We start from the raw sequence: 19,627 nt of genomic DNA, 5'->3' as shown, positions 1-19,627 counted from the left end.
GAGACCTCGTTGTCTTCCAGCCGACGGTGCTGCCAGCCTATGCCGCGCATCACACGGACCGGGCGGGAATGACGAGGCCGGGGCCGCTCCCGGAGGCGCGGAGCTCGGGGGCCGGGACCTTTCGAAGTGCCGAAGGTCCCAGGCGGGGGGCACACTGGGGACCATGACGCGCCGACGGAGACCGCTCGCGCCCGTCGAGATCGCGACGGCCGGCATCCTTGCCGGCCTCGCCGTCGCGCTCGGGCTGCTCGCCTCCGTCATGCCCGTTCTCAACATCGTCTTCCAGGTCGGCGCCGCCGTCCCCATCGCGATGGTCGCCTCCCGCTTCCGGGCGCGCGCCGGCCTCGGCGCCGCGGCCGTCACGATCCTTATGTCCGCGGCGATTGGCGGGCTGCCGACCGCGTGGACCGTCGCGCAGACCGTCCTCGTCGGCCTCGTCGTCGGAGCGCTGCGCCGCCGCGGGGCCCGCCTCCCCGGGGTCCTCGCCGCCGGCGTCGGCGTCGGACTCCTCGGGGCGGGGCTCTCGTGGGCGCTCCTCGCGCTCCTCCCCGTGCTCCTCATCTCCGACGAGTCGACGGCGATGATCGACCCCGAGGGGCGCCGGGAGCTCCTCGAAGTCCTCGCCTCCCTCCCCTCGCGCGGCACCGCGGTCGTCCACATCACCCACGACGCCTCCGAGGCGGAGGGCGCCGACCGGCTCGTCCGAGTCGACGCCGGGCGCGTCGTATTCGACGGCTCGCCGGACGACGCCACGGCGCGGACGCCCGCCGTCACCGGGGGGCCGGACGAGCGCGGCGCGTCCCGACCGCGCGGCGTCGGCGCTTCCGCGGGCGCCTCCCCCGACTCGACGGATTCCTCCCGGGCGGGCGATCCCGTGCGCTCGGCGCTCCCCCACTCCCCCTCGTCGGACGCGCGGCCCCGACCTCGTGACGGCGCGATGCACGGGCAGGCCGAGGAGCGCGTCGACCCCGCAGTCCATCGCCCCGCCTCCTCCGATCCGGTCGCACGCCCCGCGCCCTGGACGCCCACCGCGAGCGCGCCCGCGTGGAACGGGCCCGTCGAGCACCTGTGGGCCGATCGCGTCGGACACGCCTACGACGCGGGCACGCCCTGGGAGCACGAGGTCCTCTCCGATGCCTCGCTCATCGTCTCGCCCGGGTCGGCGCTCCTCATTACGGGGGCGAACGGGTCGGGCAAGTCGACGCTCGCCCGCATCCTCACCGGGCTCATGACCCCCAGTCGCGGCCGCTGCACGCTCGGAGGGCGCGACATGCGCTTCCGCGTCGGCGACGTCGCCCTCTCCCGCCAATTCGCGAGACTTCAGCTCCAGCGGCCCACCGTCGGCCTCGACATCCTCTCGGCGGCCGGGTACGGGCCCTCGGTGGGCACCGGCCGCGGCCGCAAGGGCCGCGGCCTCGAACCCGGAGCCGCGCAGGCCCTCATCGAGCGAGCGCTCGCCGAGGTCGGGCTCGACGCCTCCCTCTCTCGCCGGGGCGTCGACGAACTCTCCGGCGGCCAGATGCGGCGCGTCGCCCTCGCCGGCCTCCTCGCGTCCGATCCGGTCGCCCTCGTCCTCGACGAGCCGATGGCCGGACTCGACGCCGAGTCGCGGGCCATCCTCGTCGACGTCCTCGCCGCGCGGAAGCGCGCCGGCATCGGCCTCGTCGTCATCTCCCACGACGTCGCCGACCTCGGGCCGCTGTGCGACGAGCGGCTCGCCCTCGCCGACGGGGTCCTCTCATGAGCGCGCGCGGATCCCGATCGCGCCGCTCGATCGGATTCTCCCTCCCGCGGCCCCTCCCCTGGTCGTCAGTGCTCTCGCGCGTCGCGCCCGAGGTCCTCATCGTCGTGTGGACGGTCCTCACGACGCTGCTCCTCGTGTGGCCGTCGTGGTGGACGCTCGGCGTCCTCGGCCTCGTCCTCGCCGGAGCGTCCCTCCTCGCGAAGGTCCCCCCGAGCGCGATCCCCATCCCGGCGCCGTGGTTCTGGGGAGGCGTCGTCGGCGGACTCATCGGCGCCTCGCTCGGCGGAGGATTCTGGTACTTCGTCCGGCTCATGGCCCTCACGACCGTCGTCCTCTGGGGAACGGCGCTCCTCCTGTGGACCTCGTCGACCGCGCGCCTCGCGGGCGCCCTGCGCTCCCTCCTGCGCCCCCTGCGCCGCGTCGGGCTGCCCGTCGACGAGTGGGCGCGGATCATGGGGCTCGCCCTGCGCGCCCTCCCCGTCCTCGGCGACCAGGCGCAGGCCGTCGTCGACACCGCGAAGCTCCGGATGGGCGACGAATGGACGAGGGCGACGCCCGGCACCCTGCTCCGCCTCGCCGTCGACGTCACCACCGCATGCCTCTCCGCCGCCTCGCGGGCCGCCCGCGACACGGGTCGGGCGATGTCGATGCGCGGCGGCCTCGAGCCCCTCGAGGACTCACGGCCGCGCCTCGCCGGCCGGGACCTCGTCGCCGCCCTCGTCGGGATCCTCGCCGCAGGCGCGATCGTCGCGGCGCACGTCCTCCTCTAGGACCGCCGGGCGGGGCTCGGCACTCCTCGATCGCGGTGACGCCGCCGGGCGCCCGCGCGCCTCCGGCCTGTGAGATCGCACGCCCGTCGGCTTCTTCCCCGGGATTCCGCTGAATCGCGCGGATCGCCGATCGGCCCTCATTTGACGCGGCCCGCCGGTCCCCGTAGCCTTTCCACGCACGCGCGAGTGGCGGAATAGGCAGACGCGCACGGTTCAGGTCCGTGTCCCAGTGATGGGGTAGGGGTTCAACTCCCCTCTCGCGCACCAGGTTTTCCCGCAGAATTCTGCGGAAAAGTCGGGGTGCCAAAAGCGCCAAGACTACAGCAAGACTACAGATGGCCAGTGCAAGGGGTCGTCTTGACGGATTGTTGACGGTCTTGGATGGCCTTTGCGAGGCGGTTCACCATGCCCACTCCGTCACCCGTACGCACGAAGGGCGGCGCCGTTCTCTTCCGGGTCCAGTACAGGCTCACCCCCGGTGGCACGCCGACCTCGGACCGTTTCGACACCTACAGGGAGGCGCTCGCCTTCTGCGCCCTCATCGACCGCGTCGGCCCACTCGCGGCGCGCCAGATCCGCGAGGCAACGACGCTCGCGGGCGACGAGGGAGTCCTCACCTGCCGCGACGCCTTCACCCAGTTCGTCGACCACGTCTCCTCCTACGCCGAGGAGGGCACGGTCGCCAAGTACGAGACGACCTGGGCCCTGCACATCGGCCCGACCTTCGACGACTGGCCGATCGGGCAGGTCGGACGGCCGCAGGTCGAGAAGTGGATCGCGTCACTGCGCAAGAAGGAGACCCTCCCCTCCATCCGGCGCCGAAAGCGCGACAAGACCGTCGAGCCGGACTACCTGTCGACGAAGACGATCGCGAACATCCAGGGGCTCTTCTCCTCGGTCCTCTCCCTCCAGGTCGACTCCGGCGCCCTCGCGCGCAATCCGGCCAAGGGCGTCCGCCTGCCGGCCGCTCACCAGAAGCGCAGCCCCGTCTTCCTCACGACGAGGCAGCGCCTCGACCTCCTCAGCGCGACACCAGCCCGGTGGCAAACACTCGTCGCCTTCCTCCTCGCCACGGGCCTGCGCTGGGGCGAAGCGACGGCCCTGTACGCCTCCGACTTCGACTTCGACTCGACACCGCCCACAGTCCGCGTCGAGCGCGCCTGGAAGCGCGGCAAGACCGGCCATCACATCGGACCACCGAAGTCGAAGAAGTCGAAGCGCACGGTCTCACTCCCCCGCTCACTCGTCGACGAGCTCGAGGCGCTCGCGGCCTCGGCGGGCAAGGGGCTCGTCTTCCAGGGGCCGAACGGGGGCAGGCTGCGGCCGGAGTGGTTCTCCGAGAACGTGTGGGCGAAGGCGATCGCGAAGGCGAAGCTCGATCCGCGCCCGAGGATTCACGATCTACGGCACACGCACGCGTCGATGCTCCTGGGTGCCGGGGTCCCGATTCACATCGTCCAGTACAGGATGGGCCACGAGTCGATAGAGACGACCGTCAACGTGTACGGGCACCTCGTCCCCGACGCCGGCAGAATCGCGGCCGACGCGACGGAGATGGCGATGGCGACCGCGCTCCCCCAGTTGCTGCCGGCGGCAGGCTAAGCGTCGCGCGCGTCCCTTCTGGCGAGCGCCGCGTTGATCTCCGTGCGCTCGTCCTCGGTGAGGTGCGTGAGCCTGTCGTCGAGGGTGGCCTCATCGACCCAGAGTTCGTCGGCGAGCTCTTGGGGGCCGCGGGCCCAGAGGCACGCGCGGACGAGGTCGTCGAAGGGGATGAGCCGGCGGGCTGCTTCGACGCGGACCTCGAGTTCGACGGCCGGAGGCTGGCAGCCGGCGTGTCCGCGTTCCACGTGGATGAGCTCGTGGGTGAGCGTGCATCGCCGTTCCGCTTGGAGCTGACGTGGGGTCATCCATATGCGGGTTCCATCAGTGGCGCCCAGGACGTTGCGCGGGAGGTTCTCGGTCCAGATGAGGGCGAGGTCGAGGCGCTCGCGGAGGGCCTTCCAGGGGTGCCACATGCGCGCGAGGATACGCGGGGGCATGGGCATGTGGGGGAACTGCGAGTGCGCAGGAGCTGCCAGGACAGCTTGACGCACTCGCTTGTCGGTCAATAGCATGCGTTGCGGGTAGCAGTTCCTTTGCGGACCACGCGCCAACTCCGGAGGGCAGCCTTGGGCTGCCCTCCGCGCATATCTGGGGGAGGTCACGTGATTGTCGCGTATCTGGATGAGTTCGGGCACGTAGGCCCGTACATCAGCACGGCGCACAAGAAATTCAAGGATCACCCCCTGTTCGGGTATGCGGGGATCGTGTTGCCAGAGGCCGCGATTCGCCCTTTCGGTGCGAAGTTCGAGCAGGTTAAGGCTCGACAGTTCAGGTCGGAGATCGTCAAGACCGGGAAGCATCCTCGACGCTGGGAGAAGAAGGGCGCTGAGATGTTCACGACCGGCGCCTACAGCAAGTATCCGGAGAGGGTCGATTTCATCTCCGATCTCGCGGACTACATGACAAGGCTCGGCGGGAAGATTTTCTTCTACGGCGAAGAGAAACCAGTCGGCACGGAGAAGGAGACAGGGCAGAGTGCGGCTGATCGAACGCGAGCGATCCTGACTGAGTCGGTTCGCCGCTTGTGCCGATATGCGGATCTTCGCGGAGAGAATCTCACGATCTTCCTCGACAAAGGAGGACCCATGCCCCGCGAGGAGGCGATCACGAGTCTCGCGCAATTCATCTACGCCTCCCCCGACCCGTCGATGAAGCGAATCGTCGAGGTGCCGATGGAATTGGAGAGCCACAGGTACGGGGCAGTGCAGTTCGCGGATTGGATGTGCGCGATCGCTTCGCGCGCCACTCACTTCCACTTCTCTGATTCTGACGAATTCTCATGGGCCCCCAGCGTCTTCGGGGCGGTGTTTAACGAGCGAACGCTTGATGAGTCGAGGATCTGGCTCCCCTCGCAGGAAAGGCCTGTCAGCGCCAAGGCGATCAAGCACACGCGCAAATGGAGCACGTCAGAACGCGCTTCCGCTATCCATCACGGGGCACACATGACCCAGAGCATTCGCGACGCCATGATCACTTCATCACGCTGATCGGTCGGATTCTTTCGAGCTAAACCCAGTCGGCGCGGCGCCCGGGCGTGATTTCTTGAGTTCCGGGCACAGTGATAGTGGGGCCGTAGATGATGGTTTCGGATCCGACATGATTGTTCTGGGCGGTGTGGGCGATGCTGAATCGGGCGCAGCGCTCAGCACCGTAGAGGTCTTCCCAGATGACGCGTTCGTCGTCGTAGGTCAGGATCCAGGGATAGAGGGCGTTCAGGAGTTTGTCTGCGAGGGCTCGGTGGTCGTCAGCGCTGAATGCGTGGAGGTAGAGCTTGTTGCCCTGGACGACGTACGGTGGGTCGGCGTAGACGAGGACATCGTCTTCGAAGTGCTCGATAGTCTTGAGAAAGTCGAGGGCGTCGAGTTCGGTGACGGTGATTCGGTCGGCGAGCTCTGCGATTCGGCGGACTCGTGAGATGAGGCCGTCCTTGTTGTATCGCGCGTCGATGAGCCATTTCCCGGTCTGGGCGAGGCCTCCGATGGGGCGGGCGGTCAGGATTCCGGAGCGATTGGTGCGGTTGAGGAAGAAGGTGGCGAAGCCGAACGAAAAGTCGTCGTCGCTGGGCCCACTCTCGAAGATCTCACGCTGCGCGTGCCACTCCTCGATCGTGACGGCGGTCGATCTGATACGGTCGATGAATTCTTCGGGCTGTGTAGTGACGCTTCGCCAGAAGGCTGCGATGCCGGGGTGAATGTCGTTGATGTGGATGTGGGAGACGCGCCCTTCATCGAGGAGGCGTAGGGCCGCGCCAGCACCCCCGGCGAAAGGCTCCGCGTACCGAGTAGGGACGGGCTCCTGGATGGAAAGGAGCCGCGCGAAGAAGGGCGCGAGGCGCACTTTGCCCCCGGGGTAGCGAAGCGGCGATAGGTTCCTCATAGGGTCTGAGTATTGCGCAGATATTCGCTCATGGCCACCAGCAGTGCTGAGAGCTGTTGTGATTCGCGAAGAACTTCACCCGCTGTGACGACGCGCGTGCTGGAGTGAACGAAGTCGTGGAGCCTATCAGCGGCATACCCACGGTCTGCACCATTGCGCCTGTAATCCCGGTAGATGGGGACAAGAGGGTTACCTCGAGCATTCCCTCCCTTTACAGCCTCCGGATCGATCGTTTGAATAACCTTGATGACAGCATCTGCGAAGACCCGCGGACGGCCGATCGAGGTTTGTTTGCAGAATTCATCGACGCACAGTTCAAGGATTACTCGTAGTGCAATGCCGCAGAGGTCCGGTGAGGCCGCTACCCGAAGTCGCTGAGCTTGGATGTGAATATTGTTAATTCGTTGACCGAAGACGGACAGGTCTAAGCCTTCGAGAATCGCAGTCGGCGTTTGGGGGGCGCTACCCGCATTTGCTTGGTTTTGAGTTTTTTCATCGGAAGATATGGACGGTGAAGCGGAGCGAGGATCAACCTCTTCCTTGGCTGCGGGGGCAGAAGAGGTCTTCTCGTCGGGATGGGCAGCCACAGGCTCAGGCTCTGGCTGGGCTTTCTCTTCTTCGGATGGTAGGAGATCCGGGTGGGTTTCGTATACGTAGGTGAGCACGTTCTCCTGGCGGGCTCGTGACCACGGTTGATCGTTGGGCATCTTGCCGGTCAGATCGACAAAGAGTCTCTTAAGGAAGGGGCGCAGTTGTGCGGCGCTGTACTCGACCCTCAGTTTCCCCTCGGCCCATCGAAGCCCAAGACGGTCTCGGATTACTTTCATGAGAAAGCGTTTGAGTGTCGTCAAGTAGCCTTGTTCGATCGTCTCGACAAGCTTGAGCATCTCTTCATCGTCAGCGAATTCGGCTCGACACCAGGCGATGAGCTCAGTGTGAATTGCCCGAGATTTTCCTTGCCGCTCTTGGAATCTCGCGATGTCAGCACTTCGCCAGGGCTTCAATCCGGCGCCTTTGTTCTCGCCGGTGTGGCGCAGGACCAGATATGAGTCATATTCGGATCGCGAATCGAAGCGCACGACCCTCACCGACTGGGAGATCGAGCCCTCCATCGCTATTTTCGAGAACCTACGCTTGATCCTCTCGTTAGGAGCAAGATTGGGCTGCAGGAGAAGTTTGAGAGCCGCAATTCTACGGTTGCCTTCGATAACGACGAGCTCACTGCCTTCTTCTACAACAACAGGAAGCTGAGACGGGTCTAGACCCCCGAGTTTAACTATGGAAGAAGCCAATTCGACAATTTCTCGGATTCTCGCGTCGGTGGAGAGAAGCTCAGCGAAGATTCTCTCCTGTGACGCAATCTCTCCTCCGAGGCGAGGGTTCTGGGAGTCTAGACGCAAGGACGAAACCTTCACCGTACGAGTAGTGCTGCTCATCGGTCACTCCTGAGGGCGTCAATTTTGGTCACGGGCAACTACCCAGTTCGCGAAGGACTCGGCGTCTTCGAAGGTCGAGAAGGCCCAGACGAAGGCTTTGCCGTTCCACCACCTGACGACGACGGGGACTTGGGCGCCGCGGTGGTGGCTGGCGCGGAGTTGGGCGTGCGCGCGGTCCTTCCACTCGAGGGAGAAGTAGGCGACCGGCCGGCCCATGACGTGGGCCTGGATGGCCTTCGAGTCGTAGGTGTTCTTCGGCTCGGGGATGATGTCGGCCCAGGCGACGAGCGCTCCGGATCCGCCGAGGGGCCCGGGCTTGAAGTTCGTCGCAGTCGCGGCGAGCTTCTCGATGGCGGGGAGATGTCGGTCCATGACGTAGAGGGAGATGCGGCCGCGTTCGCCGTACTGGGCGATGAGGCGCTGGAGCTCCGGGGCGCCGCGTCCGGGTGCTGTCGATCGGAGGGCCTTTGGGATGACGACGATCTTCTGCGCCTTCAACGATCGGCCCCACTTGATGAGCCAGAAGGCGACTGCTGCCCAGACGATCAGCGTGACGATCGTCGATCCGATGGAGTCGTGCTTGACGATGGACTGGATGAGGCCGAATGGCCACAGGACGGCGAGGAACCAGCCGAGGCCGGTTCGGTAGGTGCCCTTGTAGCGCGAGCCCTTGGGCGCTTTGGCGAGAGGAGCGAGTTCCGACGGTGGACGGGGCGAGCTTTCGTCTGTTGTCGGCGTTGACATGTCGGTGTCCTATCTCGACGGGGTGTGTCTGGGGTCTGGGTTCAGTCCTGCGGTTCTTCGCCGGCATCGTCGCCGGCGCGTGAGGCGTCCCAGCCGGGTCGCCGAGGCACGGTGCGTGCGGCGAGCCGTTCGAAGTCGGGGGCGTCGTCGCTGGCGCCGTCGACAAGCTCGAGCGGGCGAGCGGGCCGGGCGGCGAGGATCTCCCGCTTCCTCTTGAGCGCCGCGGCGCGAGCCACGGACTCGATCTCGGAGATCTCGTCCTCGTCAAGCACGTCGGCCGACTCTCCGATGAGCAGCTCGGCGAGCACGCCGGCGGACCCTTCGTCGACGAGGACGGAGCCGGGCGCCGCACCAGAGGGGGCAAGAGGGGTCGGTTCCCCGCCGTCGAGGATCGCCTGCGACGAACCTTGCTCCCACTCGAGGGCACTATCGAGAGCGGCTAGCGTCGCCGGACGGAACGAATCCTTATGCCCGTTCTCGATGATGCTCGCCGTCTTCGTCGTGAAGCCGCCGGCGATCGCGAGCTCCTTGACCGTCGTCATGCCGAGCTCGAGGCGACGAGCACGAACACGCTGCGCAAGCACTTCGGCGTTACTCATATGGAAAGAGTGGACGTTACTCGTCGGTAACGTCAAGCAAGAACAACAGGGAGCGAACGCGCGATTTCACGGAGAAACCGAGATGTAAGTACACGCATGTGGTTACAGCGGCACCTGCGCAGTCGCACCACGGAACGATTGGTTATGTGATAGCGCTTGACTCGGTTACGGTCAGTCACTATCGTTACCGCCATGAGCGTCACCGAACAGGAACGAAAGCGAATCGGCGAGACCATTCGCACGCTTCGCGAAGCGCGCGGACTCTCTCAGGAACAGCTCGCGCACGCCATCTTCATCTCACGCCCGTACATCTCCATGATCGAGTCGGGCGCTAAGCAGATCACGCCCATCCTCGTCGCCAAGATCGCCGACGCGCTCGCGGTCCCCCAGATCGCCATCGTCCGCGACGGCTACTTCAACCGCGACGAAGCCGAAGCACTCGCCGAATCCCGCAAGCTCGAACGACGCATCGAAAAGCTCCAGGAGACGGCGAAGGCGCTCGCGGCTGACGTGGCCGGGATTGAGAAGAACCTCGCGGATCTTCTCGCTCGGGCAAAGGCGGTGGCGTGATGAAGTCCCGAAAGGTTGTGCAGTTACGCGCTGGTGCTGAGGCTGCCAAGGCGTTGGCGTTGTCCAAGGAGATTGGCGTCTGGCAGGCGGAGATTGTTCGGCGTGTGCGCTCGTTCTGGCTGTCCGTGGACGGCCTGGACGCCTCGGCCGCTGATGTTAAGCGTGAGCTTGAGGCTGTCGTGGAGGTGACACGTTCTCTGAGGACGTTGACGTTCCAGTTGGACGCGGCTCTGTCAGAGGGTTTCTGTCTCTTCCTCAAGGGTGATGACACCGTCGATCATGCGAACGATGGGCAGGATCTCATGCTTCCGGCAGTCGGTGAGGAACTCGTGGATCTCGTCGTAGAGCGATCCGGACAGGCGGGGGATCTTCGGGTAGGGGGTGTCGCCGTAGATGGCGATCGTGACGGTCGAGTCGTGCTCGATCCATTCGCGGTTGTTTCCGTCGTCGTACCAGCATCCGAAGCCGTCGGCGATCATGCGGGGAATGGCGGGGAGGATCCTGAGGGCTTGGACGCTGGCCTTCATGCGGACGCCGTCGATATCGATCTCAACGCCGTCGAGGACTTCGTAGAGGTCCATGAGTCTTCCTCCTCGGTAGAGCGGGGGTGTTGTGGTGACGGCCACTCTACCGAGGGGGATACCTACGCGGGCGAGCCTGTGGATAGCCCGTTTGCGGACGATGTTGAAGCGTCCTTGTGGGAGCGGATCAGCTGTGCGGAGGATGCGCGAATCCGTGCGGAGCGGGAGCTTGACGAGCGTGAGGAACGGCGGGGCCGGGCGTACGAGACGGTGAACTGGGCGCTCGAGCATGACGTGCCGCGCGAGGTGATCGAGCGCCTGGAGGAGACGGCTCGTCTGTGTGATGCGCAGGCGGATCGAGCTCTCGGCGAGTACGAGGCGTGCATGAGCGAGGAGAACGAGGCTCACCGTGCGCTGATCGACCTGGAAGAGGCCGGCTCTTCCGAGGGAGTTGGTCTCTGATGGAGGAGGCGGCTCAGAACTCAGGGTGTGGCGGGAGTGGGACGACGAGCGGCGTGTCTTCTCCGACGACGTCGAGGACGAGCTCGTCGGGGATGGGCTTGCCCCAGGCGCCGAACGCGTACGCGCGGATGGATCGTCCCGGGTCGAGGGTGAATCGGTCGTCGAGGTCGAGCCGCACGAAGTCACGGCGGTTGCGGACGTATTCGATGGCGAGCGGGGTCGTTTGGATGTTCCGGATTGTGAAGGCGTTCTTCGAGGCCCAGGTGATTTCGACGCGGGGTCGGACGCTTGCCGAGTTGTGGTTCGTCTGTTCGTGGGGCTTGTGCGCGGGGGCGACGTTGAAAGTCGTCTCGGACTGGCTCGTATTCGGGGTCTCTGTTGGCGGCTTCGTGGTCTCTGGCGCGCTTCTCGGGTTGGGCCGCAGCCATGTGAAGACCGCCCAGAAGGAGGACCCGATGAGGGTCAGCGCTGCGAGGACGAATAGGCCCTGTTCTCCTGCGGTCATTGATTCGAACCAGTTGATGACGGCCATGTCTTCCCCCTCGGTGGGTGTCGGCGGTGCTTCCAGCGCGCCGTTGTTCTCCACGTCCGAGCCTACCGAGGGGGTTGTTCTCCGATGAACGGCGTGATCGAGAGGGTGTTGACCTCGAAGGAGGTCGCGGAGCTTGAACGGATTTCGACGCATGCGGTGACGGCGGCGTGCGCGGCCGGCGAGTTCGAGGGCGCGTATCGGGTTGGGGCTCGAGGGCAGTGGCGGATTCCGGAGTCGGCGGTGGTTGAGAGGCGCCGGCGGTTGATGGCGCGGGCCGAGGAGGAGTTGGCGCGGTCTGAGGCGTCGCGGTTGAGGCTGGAGGACTTCGGGGTGTTCACGGGGGCTGTTGCTCCCTTGTCGCCGAGGTCGAGGAAGCGCCGCCGGCTCGGCGCGTGATCTGTGTTCGCGTGCGGCCCCTGTATGGGAGGCACCCCGGGGCCGCGGGCGGGTGGAAAGGGAAATGCCCCTCGGCACCTTGCACGTACCGAGAGGCGAGCGAGTCAGGAAAGGGAGTCCGAACTCATGAAAGAGCTTAGCAAGACGCTCGCGTGGCGGTTGTCGATGCCGTTCGATCCGCCGGGTGGGCAGAAGGAGCGGGTCGTGAAGCGGCTCGACGCGGGGCGGATTCGCGCGAAGGCGCGGGCGGCTTCTGCGGGTAAGCGGAGGGGGTCGAAGTGAACGCGCGTGTGAAGACGGCGTCCGTTCTGCTGGGGGCGGCGATGTTCCTCGCTTTGGCGATGCGGGCTCCGGATAACCCGTTGGGGTGGTCGGAGTGGGTGTGCGTGCCGGCCCTCGTTCTCGCGGCGGTGGCGGCGCGGATGCTCGTCGTCGAGATCCGTGATCCGTGGGATGGGCGGTGATCGGCGTGGGGCCGTGGAGCGTGTTCGTGCAGCTTCTGGTCGCGGTCGTTGTGCCGTGCGTGGTCGGTGTGGCGGTCGTCGTGTGGGACGGGAGCCGGCGATGAGCGTCGAGTGGGTGGATGAGGCTCGGTGCCGTCTTGCGGGTGTGGATCCGGAGTGGTTCTACTCGGAGCGGCCGGCAGACGTGGCCGCCGCGTTGGCGACGTGCCGGAGCTGTCCTGTGGTCGCCGAGTGCATGCAGTGGATTCTGTCGGTGGATGCTCGTAGGGGCGTGACGGAGATCTGGGGCGTGTGCGGTGGGCTGACGCGGGGCCAGCGCCGCGAGGTGCAGGCGAGCGCCGAAGCGAAGGAGAAGGTGCCGGTCGAGCTGGCTGCGGAGTATCCGGATCTTCCGGTGTGCTCGGGCGGGTGCGGGCGGCTCCTGGTGCCGCGGTCGACGTCGGTCGAGGATCGGGCCGTCTTCGCGGCGGAGGCAGCGCGCGGGATGTGCGGCGCCTGCTATAGGCGGGCTCGCCGCACCGAGCGTCGTTCGGCCGGGTCGAGGGCGAAGGCTCTCACCGGTTCGGGGGTGACGGCGGCGTGAGCGCAGACGAGTACTGGTGCGAGGTACACGGGGTCAATCACTCGACACAGGAAGTCCACTGCCTGAGCCATTTCATGCCGGACGGGAACGGCGGGTTCGTTCGTCGTCCGCGCGAGGAGTGGGAGTTCGTGATCGTCAGGGACGACTCCGGTCAGCGGTTCTCGTCGCGACGTGAGGCGTGGGAGACGTATTGCCCTCAGTTCGCGCCGGTGATGGAGCCGTGATGGCGTTGTCGGCGTATCCGGTGGGGTCCTCGCGGTGCGGGGCGGCCAAGACGGTCCTGGTGGTCCCGTGGAAGGACGGGGCCAGGAGGGCGTCGGCGAAGGCGCCGAGGACGGTGTTCTGCGACAAGCCGAACTATCACGTGATCCGCGGTGAGGCGTGGGAGCGCAGGCATTTCGACCAGTCGACGGGGCTGGCGTGGGTTGAGGAGAAGGGAGCGGGCGCATGAGCGTCGAAATGGTGCCGCCGGTGGTGTTCGAGGTGTTCACGAAGCCGCGGTGTGGGCAGTGCGAGGCGACGGTGCGTCTCCTCGATTCTCTGGACGCGGTCGTGGGGATCGTGGATGCGCCGGAGTACATGGAGATGCTGCGGGCCGAGGGGTTCTCGGAGGCGCCGGTGGTGAAGGTGTACCGGCCTTCGCACGAGGGGGTGCTCGATCAGTGGAGCGGGTTCCGGCCTGATCGGATCAAGGCGCATCTCGGGGTGTCTCGGGGGAGGAGGTCGGCGTGAGCGGCGCGGAGGATTTGCACGTCGTGCGGCGCCAGGTGGCCGAGCGGTTGGCGGCGATCGCGTTCGTGGACCGGGCTCAGGTGGGTGCGTCGCATGAGGAGCGTGAGCGCGCGTGGTCGGAGTTCTACCGGACGTGTCCGGATGATCTGGCGTACCTCATCGAGGCGGTGGACGTTCTCGTCTCGTGGATCGTCGCCGCGGCGTCCGTGGCGACCCAGATTCGCGACAAGAAGGAGACGGCGGCGGTCGAGGAGCGGGAGTCCGCGATCGGCGAGCTCGCCAGCTTCCTCGAGGACAAGGCCGCGATCCTCTCGAGGGAGGAGCGGTGATGGAGCAGGTGCTTGAGGTCGATATCCCGGGCAACGAGTGGTTGACGGCGAACGACCGGTTCATGCCGCTTGCGAGGGCGTCTCGTGTCGCGGCGCTGCGTCTTCGTGCGGCCTATCTCGCGCGTTCGCAGGGAATGAAGCCGATGACGGGTCTCGTCCGGATCGTCGCGGTCATTCATCCACGGGTGACGAGGCGGTCGGATCCGGCCAACGCGGCCGACTCGACGAAGCCTCTCGTCGACGGCCTGCGCGACGCCGGCGTTCTCATCGATGACGACTACATGCACGTCGTCGGTCCGGAGCACCTCCAGGGGGAGATGCTGCGCAGCCTGCCGGTGGGCTTTCACCGGATCGTTCTCACACTGACGGAAATCGGAGGAGACCTCTCATGAGCAAGCGACCGGACGTCCCGAACTACGATCACGCGCTCTCCGACGTCGGCCGGAGCCTCGTCAAGACGCTCCTGGGCGTCGACGAGCGGCTCGGCGAGCTCGAGGACCGCCTCGACGCGGTCGTCGAGATGCAGGTGAAGGCGGAGCACAGGATCCTCAAGCTCGAGCTCGAAGAGGTGGCGGCGGCGATCGCCGACGAGGCTGCCCGAGCCGTCGCCGACGATGAGGGCCACGAGGACGAGGACGCGTACGAGGCCGAGGCGGTGGTAGAAGCGCCGGCCGAGCCGGAGGGCGAGTGGGAGCCGCCTGAGGTTGACTGGCCGTCGGCGCCCGGCGACTACTACGTCGTTGCGGTCAAGCAAGCGTTCGTCGTCGACGGGCCTGGACACGTCTACTCCGACGGGATGATCTCTCTACCGGAAGACGCCCCGCACGGTTTGGGAGTACTGGTCAGGGGAACTGGCTGGAAGCTCTTCTCCTGCGATCCGGCGATCAGGCTCCCGCTTCCGCTCATCGCCGACCTCGAGCGGGCGCTGCACGACAACGTCGGGATCGCACTCAAGGTGGCTTCCAGGATCGTCGAGTGCGCGAAGACCCAGGGGAAGCTATGAGCGCCGGCGAGATGACGTTCGTCGAGGTGCTCGAGCTCCTCGGCGACGGGAGAACGAAGGACGAGCTGTCGGAGGAGCTGCGGGCGATCGTCCAGCGCGTCCAGCAGACGGGCCGGCAGGGCCAGCTCACGCTCGCGTTGAAGGTCCAGCTCGCCTCCGACGACACGGTCGAGATCGTCGATCGGATCAGCGTGAGGCTGCCGGAGTTCAAGCGGGATCCGCACGAGTTCCTCGTCGACGACGAGGGGAACCTCCGCGACCTCGGCCGGCAGACGACGATCGGGTTCCGCGTCGTCGGCGCCCAGACGATCCTCACAGAGGACGGGGCGATCGACGCCGCTACCGGGGTCATCGTCGGCGAAGACGCGCGGGGAGAGCGGTGAGTATCGTGCTGGCTGCCTTCTCGTCGCAACGTGACCGTGAATCTTCCACAGTCGCCCTCGCGGCTGCTACCGTAGGTGATGGATCTGAAAAGTCCATCAGTAGCGGATGCCGCCACGAGAGTGCGGCTTCCTTGTCGGCGCTTCATGCGTCGGGAGTCCGTGGGAATACAAGACCCCGCCCAGCGGGGGAATACCCGGGGCCGGCTACTGACGGCTTTTCAGCTCCCGACCCGCGCGCCGCTGAAAACGGTGCAGAGGTCGCACCTATTGGTTCAGTAGACCGAAGGAGCGGCTCATCATGGCCGATTCGCATACCTGTACTCGCACATTCCTCGCGTGCATCCCAGGAGTCCTCCCCGAAGAGTGGGGACCCCAGCCCGCGCCGGTCACCGAGGCGATCTACGCGGAGGGCGACCGCGTCCTCGTCGAGGTCCCCGAGGGGCCGTTCGTCCTCACGCCTTTGGAGGCCCTTCAGCTCGCCAACGGGCTCATCGAGGCCGCCGGCCTCGCCTTCGACTCTTCGGAGGTGGTCTGGTGATGAAGGAGTTCGCCTCTCAGGCGGAGAAGGATCGCATCCTGCTCGCCCTCGACGTCGAGATCGTCGCCGAGCTCGCCAGGGCCGACTTCTTGAGGCAGGCCCGCCTCGAGCGCAACGAGCGCATTCGCGCCGCCTTCTCAGCACAGCACCATCAGTCGAAGGAGGAGCCCTCCATGCATGACCTCACGAAGTTCTACGGGGACTCCCCGGTCCGCGTTCACATCGACGACGAGGGCGAGCCGTGGTTCGTCGCGTCCGACGTCGCCAAGATCCTCGGGTACAGGGCAGCACCGGAGATGACTCGTAGCCTCGATGAGGACGAGAAGGGGTACGCAGAAGTGCGTACCCCTGGAGGAATCCAGAAGATGTCCATCATCTCCGAGGCGGGGCTGTATCAAGCGATCTTCGGGAGCCGTGGAAGGAAGACATCTGACTTCAAGCGGTGGGTGACGCACGAGGTTCTCCCGTCGATCCGCAGGACGGGGTCGTACTCGTTTGGCAGGGCGCCGGCCTCGTCCTCGTCGATGAGCGGGGAGCAGTTGATGGCCGCGGCCCTCGTGGAGGCGAACCGCGTCCTCGAGGAGGCGCGCGGGCAGGTCACGGAGGCGGAGGAGCGGGCGGCGGCCGCGGCGCAGACGGTGAGGGCGATCGAGGCGGCCGACGGGCCGACGTTGACGGAGTTCCACAAGCACTACTTCTCGGAGGTCGGGGCGAAGGCGTTCTTCGAGTTCCTCTACGCGACGGGGCTGCTCATCGATCAGCGGGGCACGCGGGGGCGCGATGCGCGCGGGCACGTGAAGAACGGGCCCCAGCACATGTATCCGACCGCGAAGGGCAAGGAGTTCATCTACTTGCGCGCGTCGATCGATTCGGAGGGCGTGCGCCGGGAGCGGCCGAGGGTGCGGCCAGGGGAGCCGGAGGTGCGGCTCGCGAGGTGGTTGCATCACCGCGGGCTGCGGTTGAACGAGGAGCTCGTCGGGTTCGTGGAGAAGCGGGAGCTGGTGGAGGCGTGATGCGGAGACTCGGAATGCCGCTGGGATTGCACGTCTGCGCGGGCGCCTCGACGAGCGGGGCCCCTTCGAGAAGTGGTCGTGGCGCCGCTCGTGGATGAGGTGACAGCGGAGGCGATACGGGAGAGCGTGTGGACGCCAGCGATGCGCAAGGAGCTCGTCTACCTGCTTCACGAAGGGCGGTTGCATTGCCCGTGCGAGTACGGGCGGTGCGGCTACTGCGCTGGCGGCCGGCACGACTTGTGCCCGTACGAGCGGAGAGACGTTCCTGAAGACTGGAAGACGAAGATGGCGGACTCACCGATCGGTTGGATCGGGTCGGTTCGGGGAACCGCATTCGGGTCTGCGCCCTTCTTCGATGCACGAATCGCGCATGACGAGCGTTGCGCGTGCTGGCGGGCAGGGCACTTCGGCGCGGACCTTCCGGGAGTTCAGCTCGACCTGTTCGATGCGTTCAAGGAGGTGATCGTCTGTGGCGTGGGTGAGGCACGGGGATGAGTCGGACACTCATCCGAAGCTGATGATGGTCTCCGGCCTCTCGGGCGCCGATGAGCGGAGCGTGAACGAGGTCCACGGATTCGTCTCGAGGTGCGCCGCCTACTCGGCGAAGCACATGACGGACTACGTCGTCGATCTCGGCGCGGCTTTCCTCTACGGGGGAGCCCACGCGAAGACGCTGATCGATCTGTGCGTCGGCGCAGGGCTGATGGAGCGCATCGAGGTGGACGGAGTGCAGCGTCTGCGCATCATCGAGGATCCAGAGTACATCCACATTCGCTCGAAGGCGGATGTGGAGTGGAGTCGCCAGAGGGCGAAGGACACGATCGACCCGAACCTCAAGGGGCCGGTCCTCTTGAGGGATGGGGACAACTGCCGCTGGTGCGGCAAGGTGGTGATCTGGCCGGGGAAAGCGTCCAATCGAAAGGCGACCCTGGACCATCTCAATCCGGGAGAGGCGGGAACCGTAGACACGCTGGTCGTCGCCTGCATGTCGTGCAATTCAGCGCGGCAGGACGACGACACGGGCTCCTGGGACCAATACCACCGGCTTCTGCCGGTACCCGATCACCCCGTCTACGGCAGGTGGTCGCAGAAGTACCTCGCCGAGCGCGGATTGCTGCGCTCCGAGGAGTCCTCCCGCGACGGCGACGCCGCGGCTTCGAGTGCCTCGACCTCAGAGGCGCCCTCGGTGGGCGTACTCCCGGGTCTTGACGGAACCGAGCCGGACGAAGCAGGGGCGGGGCAGATGAACGGCCGAGCGACCCGCGTCGATCCCCCGACGGCTGATCACCGTCGGATTGGAGATCCGTCGGATACCGCTCCCGCATCTGCCGGTGAGGATCGCGGTCGAGCGACCCGCGTTGATCCCCCGACGGTCGATCGCCGTCGGATTGGAGATCCGCTGGATACCGCTCCCGCTGCTCCTGCGGCCCATCCGACTGGGGATCGACTGGGGGGCGACTGGGCCAGTGCTGCCCTCCGGACTGGCCAGTCCCCGGGTAGGGACGGGAAGGGGCGGGTCGGGTCGGCTATCGGGTCGGGCTCGGGTGAGGGGTCGGGGCNCACGCGGGACGGGCCGGTGTCCCGCGTGTTGGGGCGCCGGGGTCGGCGGAAGAAGCGGAGGAGGAGTGAGCGATGAGTGAGGTGCATGGGGTGGAGTCTCGGGCGTGTCCGGTGTCGGGTGAGGTGCTCGGTTCCGGGGAGTTCGTGTCGCGGTCGGCGGTGAATCGGGTGGTGACGGCGGTGTCGGATCTGCCGGAGTTGCTCGGTGATCTGGAGTATGCGGCGGCGGGTCTTCGTCGGGGTGAGTCGTCGGCGGGTGGAGTGCCGTCGTCGAAGGAGCCGGTGAACTTGGGGCTGGTTGTCGAGGTGTGGGACTTGAGCGAGGTCTTGTGGGAGTGGGCGCAGGCATTGCTCGTCTTCGTGATGGGCCCGAGGTACTCGGTGCCTCGCGGTGATTGGCGGGGGGTTCGGCGGGTGTTCACCGAGTATCGGGATCGGATCGGCGGGTGGGCGGAGGCGCCTGAGTTGGTCGAGGCGGTGCTGTTTGCGGTGCGTCGGCTGGAGCGGTTGGCGTCGCCGGATGCGAGGCGCTTGATGTTCGCGGGCAGGTGCCCGTCGTGTGGGCTCGAGGTGTTGGCGTCGCCGGATGCGTCGGAGGTGTCGTGTGCGTGCGGCGTAGTGGTCGATGTTGCTGAGGCGCGTGGTCGGCTGCTCGAGGAGGCGGGGCGTCGGGCGTTGCCGAGGCCGAGGGCGCGGGAGGTCGCGGAGTTGATCGCGTTGCGGGTGATCCCTGATGCGACCGTCCGCCAGTGGTGTTCTCGGGGGCGACTGCAGCCTGTGGCGTTCTCGTCGGGTCGGAGGTTGTATCGGCCTGCGGATATCGCGGCGTTGGCGACGGCGCGCTGTGGGGTGTGAGGTGCGGGCGGTCGGGGCTGTCACGGTGTACTGTGCTAGCAGTGGCCACTGGTACGAAGACCGGCGGCCGCTTCGCATTTCTGGGGGTGCGTGATGGCGACCTCCAGGACTGGGACGACGGCGCACATCCAGTGGCGCGACGCGGTCATCGCGAGGGACAGGTCCTTGGGCGTGACTCGGTGTCCGGAGTGCAAGGTCGAGCTCGACTACACGCGGGGCAAGCTCCCGAATTCTGCCGAGGCGGATCACATCACGCCGGTCGCTCTTGGTGGCGGCTACGAGCTCGACAACGGTCGGGTGATTTGCCGCAGGTGCAACCAATCGAGCGGTGGAAGGCTCGGCGCTCCGAAGACGTACACGCGAATTCGAAAGCCGATCAGATTTCGCCGAATCGACAATTCGGGTCGCTGGTGAA

Annotated in this window: 26 protein-coding genes and 1 tRNA gene; 21 read left to right on the top strand and 6 right to left on the bottom strand. The window is 66.4% G+C overall.

The window, feature by feature from the left end; all coding sequences use genetic code 11:
• The first annotated feature begins 163 nt into the window (after positions 1-163).
• The 4 genes from DY157_RS08885 (at position 164) to DY157_RS08870 (ending at position 4,116) form a co-directional block, all read left to right on the top strand.
• A complete protein-coding gene (locus DY157_RS08885; protein WP_115728282.1) occupies positions 164-1,744 on the top strand; it encodes a DUF2232 domain-containing protein in 1,581 nt (526 codons plus the stop codon).
• Positions 1,741-2,514: an energy-coupling factor transporter transmembrane component T gene (locus DY157_RS08880; protein ID WP_115728281.1), complete on the top strand. Its 774-nt coding sequence runs from the start codon at positions 1,741-1,743 to the stop codon at positions 2,512-2,514. Before DY157_RS08885 ends, DY157_RS08880 begins: the two co-directional genes overlap by 4 nt.
• 180 nt (positions 2,515-2,694) lie before the next feature.
• Positions 2,695-2,781 (top strand) — tRNA-Leu (locus DY157_RS08875).
• A 138-nt stretch (positions 2,782-2,919) separates the two neighbouring features.
• Positions 2,920-4,116, top strand: coding sequence for a tyrosine-type recombinase/integrase (locus tag DY157_RS08870; RefSeq protein WP_160159513.1), 1,197 nt, complete (start codon positions 2,920-2,922; stop codon positions 4,114-4,116).
• Here DY157_RS08870 and DY157_RS08865 read toward each other — a convergent pair.
• Positions 4,113-4,529 carry an ImmA/IrrE family metallo-endopeptidase gene (locus tag DY157_RS08865; RefSeq protein ID WP_160159512.1) on the bottom strand — a complete coding sequence of 139 codons (417 nt, stop codon included), beginning with the start codon at positions 4,527-4,529 and terminating at the stop codon, positions 4,113-4,115. The genes DY157_RS08870 and DY157_RS08865 overlap by 4 nt on opposite strands.
• Positions 4,530-4,718: 189 nt before the next feature.
• Here DY157_RS08865 and DY157_RS08860 point away from each other — a divergent pair, with 189 nt between their 5' ends.
• Positions 4,719-5,603 carry a DUF3800 domain-containing protein gene (locus tag DY157_RS08860; RefSeq protein ID WP_160159511.1) on the top strand — a complete coding sequence of 295 codons (885 nt, stop codon included), beginning with the start codon at positions 4,719-4,721 and terminating at the stop codon, positions 5,601-5,603.
• Positions 5,604-5,622: 19 nt separating this feature from the next.
• Here the strand turns inward: DY157_RS08860 and DY157_RS08855 are convergent, their stop codons facing one another.
• The 4 genes from DY157_RS08855 to DY157_RS08845 are packed head-to-tail and all read right to left on the bottom strand — an operon-like array spanning position 5,623 to position 9,271.
• Positions 5,623-6,492, bottom strand: coding sequence for a DNA adenine methylase (locus DY157_RS08855; RefSeq protein WP_115728277.1), 870 nt, complete (start codon positions 6,490-6,492; stop codon positions 5,623-5,625).
• Positions 6,489-7,928, bottom strand: coding sequence for a hypothetical protein (locus DY157_RS11405; protein ID WP_160159510.1), 1,440 nt, complete (start codon positions 7,926-7,928; stop codon positions 6,489-6,491). The genes DY157_RS08855 and DY157_RS11405 overlap by 4 nt, the downstream gene beginning before the upstream one ends.
• Positions 7,929-7,946: 18 nt before the next feature.
• Entirely contained in the window at positions 7,947-8,672 is a 726-nt protein-coding gene (locus tag DY157_RS08850; RefSeq protein ID WP_115728276.1) for a hypothetical protein, read from the bottom strand.
• 41 nt (positions 8,673-8,713) lie between these two features.
• Complete coding sequence (locus DY157_RS08845; protein WP_160159509.1) at positions 8,714-9,271, bottom strand: hypothetical protein; 558 nt, start codon at positions 9,269-9,271, stop codon at positions 8,714-8,716.
• A gap of 192 nt (positions 9,272-9,463) precedes the next feature.
• Between DY157_RS08845 and DY157_RS08840 the strand changes: the two genes are divergently transcribed.
• On the top strand, positions 9,464-9,841 hold the full coding sequence (locus DY157_RS08840) for a helix-turn-helix domain-containing protein (RefSeq protein WP_115728274.1): 378 nt from the start codon (positions 9,464-9,466) through the stop codon (positions 9,839-9,841).
• The gene (locus tag DY157_RS11400; protein ID WP_160159508.1) at positions 9,841-10,824 is read left to right on the top strand and encodes a hypothetical protein; all 984 of its coding nucleotides are present in this window, start codon (positions 9,841-9,843) and stop codon (positions 10,822-10,824) included. Before DY157_RS08840 ends, DY157_RS11400 begins: the two co-directional genes overlap by 1 nt.
• A gap of 13 nt (positions 10,825-10,837) precedes the next feature.
• Here DY157_RS11400 and DY157_RS08825 read toward each other — a convergent pair whose 3' ends face one another.
• Complete coding sequence (locus tag DY157_RS08825) at positions 10,838-11,356, bottom strand: hypothetical protein (RefSeq protein ID WP_115728271.1); 519 nt, start codon at positions 11,354-11,356, stop codon at positions 10,838-10,840.
• 84 nt (positions 11,357-11,440) lie between these two features.
• On the opposite strand from DY157_RS08825, the gene DY157_RS11520 reads away from it, so the two are divergent.
• From DY157_RS11520 to DY157_RS11995, 14 genes are all read left to right on the top strand, one after another.
• Positions 11,441-11,752 carry a helix-turn-helix domain-containing protein gene (locus DY157_RS11520; protein WP_175578454.1) on the top strand — a complete coding sequence of 104 codons (312 nt, stop codon included), beginning with the start codon at positions 11,441-11,443 and terminating at the stop codon, positions 11,750-11,752.
• Between the two features lie 278 nt (positions 11,753-12,030).
• The gene (locus DY157_RS11395; RefSeq protein ID WP_160159507.1) at positions 12,031-12,216 is read left to right on the top strand and encodes a hypothetical protein; all 186 of its coding nucleotides are present in this window, start codon (positions 12,031-12,033) and stop codon (positions 12,214-12,216) included.
• Between the two features lie 100 nt (positions 12,217-12,316).
• Positions 12,317-12,799 carry a WhiB family transcriptional regulator gene (locus DY157_RS08815; protein ID WP_115728270.1) on the top strand — a complete coding sequence of 161 codons (483 nt, stop codon included), beginning with the start codon at positions 12,317-12,319 and terminating at the stop codon, positions 12,797-12,799.
• A 223-nt stretch (positions 12,800-13,022) separates the two neighbouring features.
• Complete coding sequence (locus DY157_RS08810; RefSeq protein WP_115728269.1) at positions 13,023-13,250, top strand: hypothetical protein; 228 nt, start codon at positions 13,023-13,025, stop codon at positions 13,248-13,250.
• Entirely contained in the window at positions 13,247-13,531 is a 285-nt protein-coding gene (locus tag DY157_RS08805; RefSeq protein WP_235827141.1) for a glutaredoxin domain-containing protein, read from the top strand. The genes DY157_RS08810 and DY157_RS08805 overlap by 4 nt, the downstream gene beginning before the upstream one ends.
• Positions 13,528-13,860: a hypothetical protein gene (locus DY157_RS08800; RefSeq protein ID WP_115728268.1), complete on the top strand. Its 333-nt coding sequence runs from the start codon at positions 13,528-13,530 to the stop codon at positions 13,858-13,860. The genes DY157_RS08805 and DY157_RS08800 overlap by 4 nt, the downstream gene beginning before the upstream one ends.
• Positions 13,857-14,252: a RusA family crossover junction endodeoxyribonuclease gene (locus DY157_RS08795; RefSeq protein ID WP_160159506.1), complete on the top strand. Its 396-nt coding sequence runs from the start codon at positions 13,857-13,859 to the stop codon at positions 14,250-14,252. Before DY157_RS08800 ends, DY157_RS08795 begins: the two co-directional genes overlap by 4 nt.
• Positions 14,249-14,863: a hypothetical protein gene (locus DY157_RS08790; protein ID WP_115728266.1), complete on the top strand. Its 615-nt coding sequence runs from the start codon at positions 14,249-14,251 to the stop codon at positions 14,861-14,863. Before DY157_RS08795 ends, DY157_RS08790 begins: the two co-directional genes overlap by 4 nt.
• Entirely contained in the window at positions 14,860-15,246 is a 387-nt protein-coding gene (locus DY157_RS08785; RefSeq protein ID WP_115728265.1) for a hypothetical protein, read from the top strand. Before DY157_RS08790 ends, DY157_RS08785 begins: the two co-directional genes overlap by 4 nt.
• Before the next feature lie 298 nt (positions 15,247-15,544).
• Entirely contained in the window at positions 15,545-15,784 is a 240-nt protein-coding gene (locus DY157_RS08780) for a hypothetical protein (protein ID WP_115728264.1), read from the top strand.
• Positions 15,784-16,797, top strand: a complete 1,014-nt coding sequence (locus DY157_RS11595) for a BRO-N domain-containing protein (protein WP_235827178.1) — start codon at positions 15,784-15,786, stop codon at positions 16,795-16,797. The genes DY157_RS08780 and DY157_RS11595 overlap by 1 nt, the downstream gene beginning before the upstream one ends.
• 72 nt (positions 16,798-16,869) lie before the next feature.
• Positions 16,870-17,292 (top strand): DUF6248 family natural product biosynthesis protein, encoded by a 423-nt coding sequence (locus DY157_RS08770; protein WP_115728263.1) that lies wholly within the window; start codon positions 16,870-16,872, stop codon positions 17,290-17,292.
• A 1,137-nt stretch (positions 17,293-18,429) separates the two neighbouring features.
• Entirely contained in the window at positions 18,430-19,212 is a 783-nt protein-coding gene (locus DY157_RS08760; protein WP_115728261.1) for a MerR family transcriptional regulator, read from the top strand.
• Positions 19,213-19,305: 93 nt separating this feature from the next.
• Positions 19,306-19,626, top strand: coding sequence for an HNH endonuclease (locus DY157_RS11995; RefSeq protein WP_218938077.1), 321 nt, complete (start codon positions 19,306-19,308; stop codon positions 19,624-19,626).
• Position 19,627 lies beyond the last annotated feature (1 nt).

Origin of the sequence: Actinomyces culturomici (genome assembly GCF_900499005.1) — a bacterium.
Taxonomy (GTDB): Bacteria; Actinomycetota; Actinomycetes; order Actinomycetales; family Actinomycetaceae; genus Pauljensenia; species Pauljensenia culturomici.
The sequence above is the reverse complement of the archived record's forward strand: the minus strand, read 5'-3'. Positions and strand labels throughout refer to the sequence as shown.

Bases quoted from the DNA above. Each gene is read 5' to 3' on its own strand.
- DY157_RS08885 (WP_115728282.1), top strand. From the start codon at position 164: ATGACGCGCCGACGGAGACCGCTCGCGCCCGTCGAGATCGCGACGGCC.
- DY157_RS08880 (WP_115728281.1), top strand. From the start codon at position 1,741: ATGAGCGCGCGCGGATCCCGATCGCGCCGCTCGATCGGATTCTCCCTC.
- DY157_RS08870 (WP_160159513.1), top strand. From the start codon at position 2,920: ATGCCCACTCCGTCACCCGTACGCACGAAGGGCGGCGCCGTTCTCTTC.
- DY157_RS08865 (WP_160159512.1), bottom strand. From the start codon at position 4,529: ATGTGGCACCCCTGGAAGGCCCTCCGCGAGCGCCTCGACCTCGCCCTC.
- DY157_RS08855 (WP_115728277.1), bottom strand. From the start codon at position 6,492: ATGAGGAACCTATCGCCGCTTCGCTACCCCGGGGGCAAAGTGCGCCTC.
- DY157_RS11405 (WP_160159510.1), bottom strand. From the start codon at position 7,928: ATGAGCAGCACTACTCGTACGGTGAAGGTTTCGTCCTTGCGTCTAGAC.
- DY157_RS08850 (WP_115728276.1), bottom strand. From the start codon at position 8,672: ATGTCAACGCCGACAACAGACGAAAGCTCGCCCCGTCCACCGTCGGAA.
- DY157_RS08845 (WP_160159509.1), bottom strand. From the start codon at position 9,271: ATGAGTAACGCCGAAGTGCTTGCGCAGCGTGTTCGTGCTCGTCGCCTC.
- DY157_RS08840 (WP_115728274.1), top strand. From the start codon at position 9,464: ATGAGCGTCACCGAACAGGAACGAAAGCGAATCGGCGAGACCATTCGC.
- DY157_RS11400 (WP_160159508.1), top strand. From the start codon at position 9,841: ATGAAGTCCCGAAAGGTTGTGCAGTTACGCGCTGGTGCTGAGGCTGCC.
- DY157_RS08825 (WP_115728271.1), bottom strand. From the start codon at position 11,356: ATGGCCGTCATCAACTGGTTCGAATCAATGACCGCAGGAGAACAGGGC.
- DY157_RS11520 (WP_175578454.1), top strand. From the start codon at position 11,441: ATGAACGGCGTGATCGAGAGGGTGTTGACCTCGAAGGAGGTCGCGGAG.
- DY157_RS08815 (WP_115728270.1), top strand. From the start codon at position 12,317: ATGAGCGTCGAGTGGGTGGATGAGGCTCGGTGCCGTCTTGCGGGTGTG.
- DY157_RS08810 (WP_115728269.1), top strand. From the start codon at position 13,023: ATGGCGTTGTCGGCGTATCCGGTGGGGTCCTCGCGGTGCGGGGCGGCC.
- DY157_RS08805 (WP_235827141.1), top strand. From the start codon at position 13,247: ATGAGCGTCGAAATGGTGCCGCCGGTGGTGTTCGAGGTGTTCACGAAG.
- DY157_RS08790 (WP_115728266.1), top strand. From the start codon at position 14,249: ATGAGCAAGCGACCGGACGTCCCGAACTACGATCACGCGCTCTCCGAC.
- DY157_RS08785 (WP_115728265.1), top strand. From the start codon at position 14,860: ATGAGCGCCGGCGAGATGACGTTCGTCGAGGTGCTCGAGCTCCTCGGC.
- DY157_RS08780 (WP_115728264.1), top strand. From the start codon at position 15,545: ATGGCCGATTCGCATACCTGTACTCGCACATTCCTCGCGTGCATCCCA.
- DY157_RS11595 (WP_235827178.1), top strand. From the start codon at position 15,784: ATGAAGGAGTTCGCCTCTCAGGCGGAGAAGGATCGCATCCTGCTCGCC.
- DY157_RS08760 (WP_115728261.1), top strand. From the start codon at position 18,430: ATGAGTGAGGTGCATGGGGTGGAGTCTCGGGCGTGTCCGGTGTCGGGT.
- DY157_RS11995 (WP_218938077.1), top strand. From the start codon at position 19,306: ATGGCGACCTCCAGGACTGGGACGACGGCGCACATCCAGTGGCGCGAC.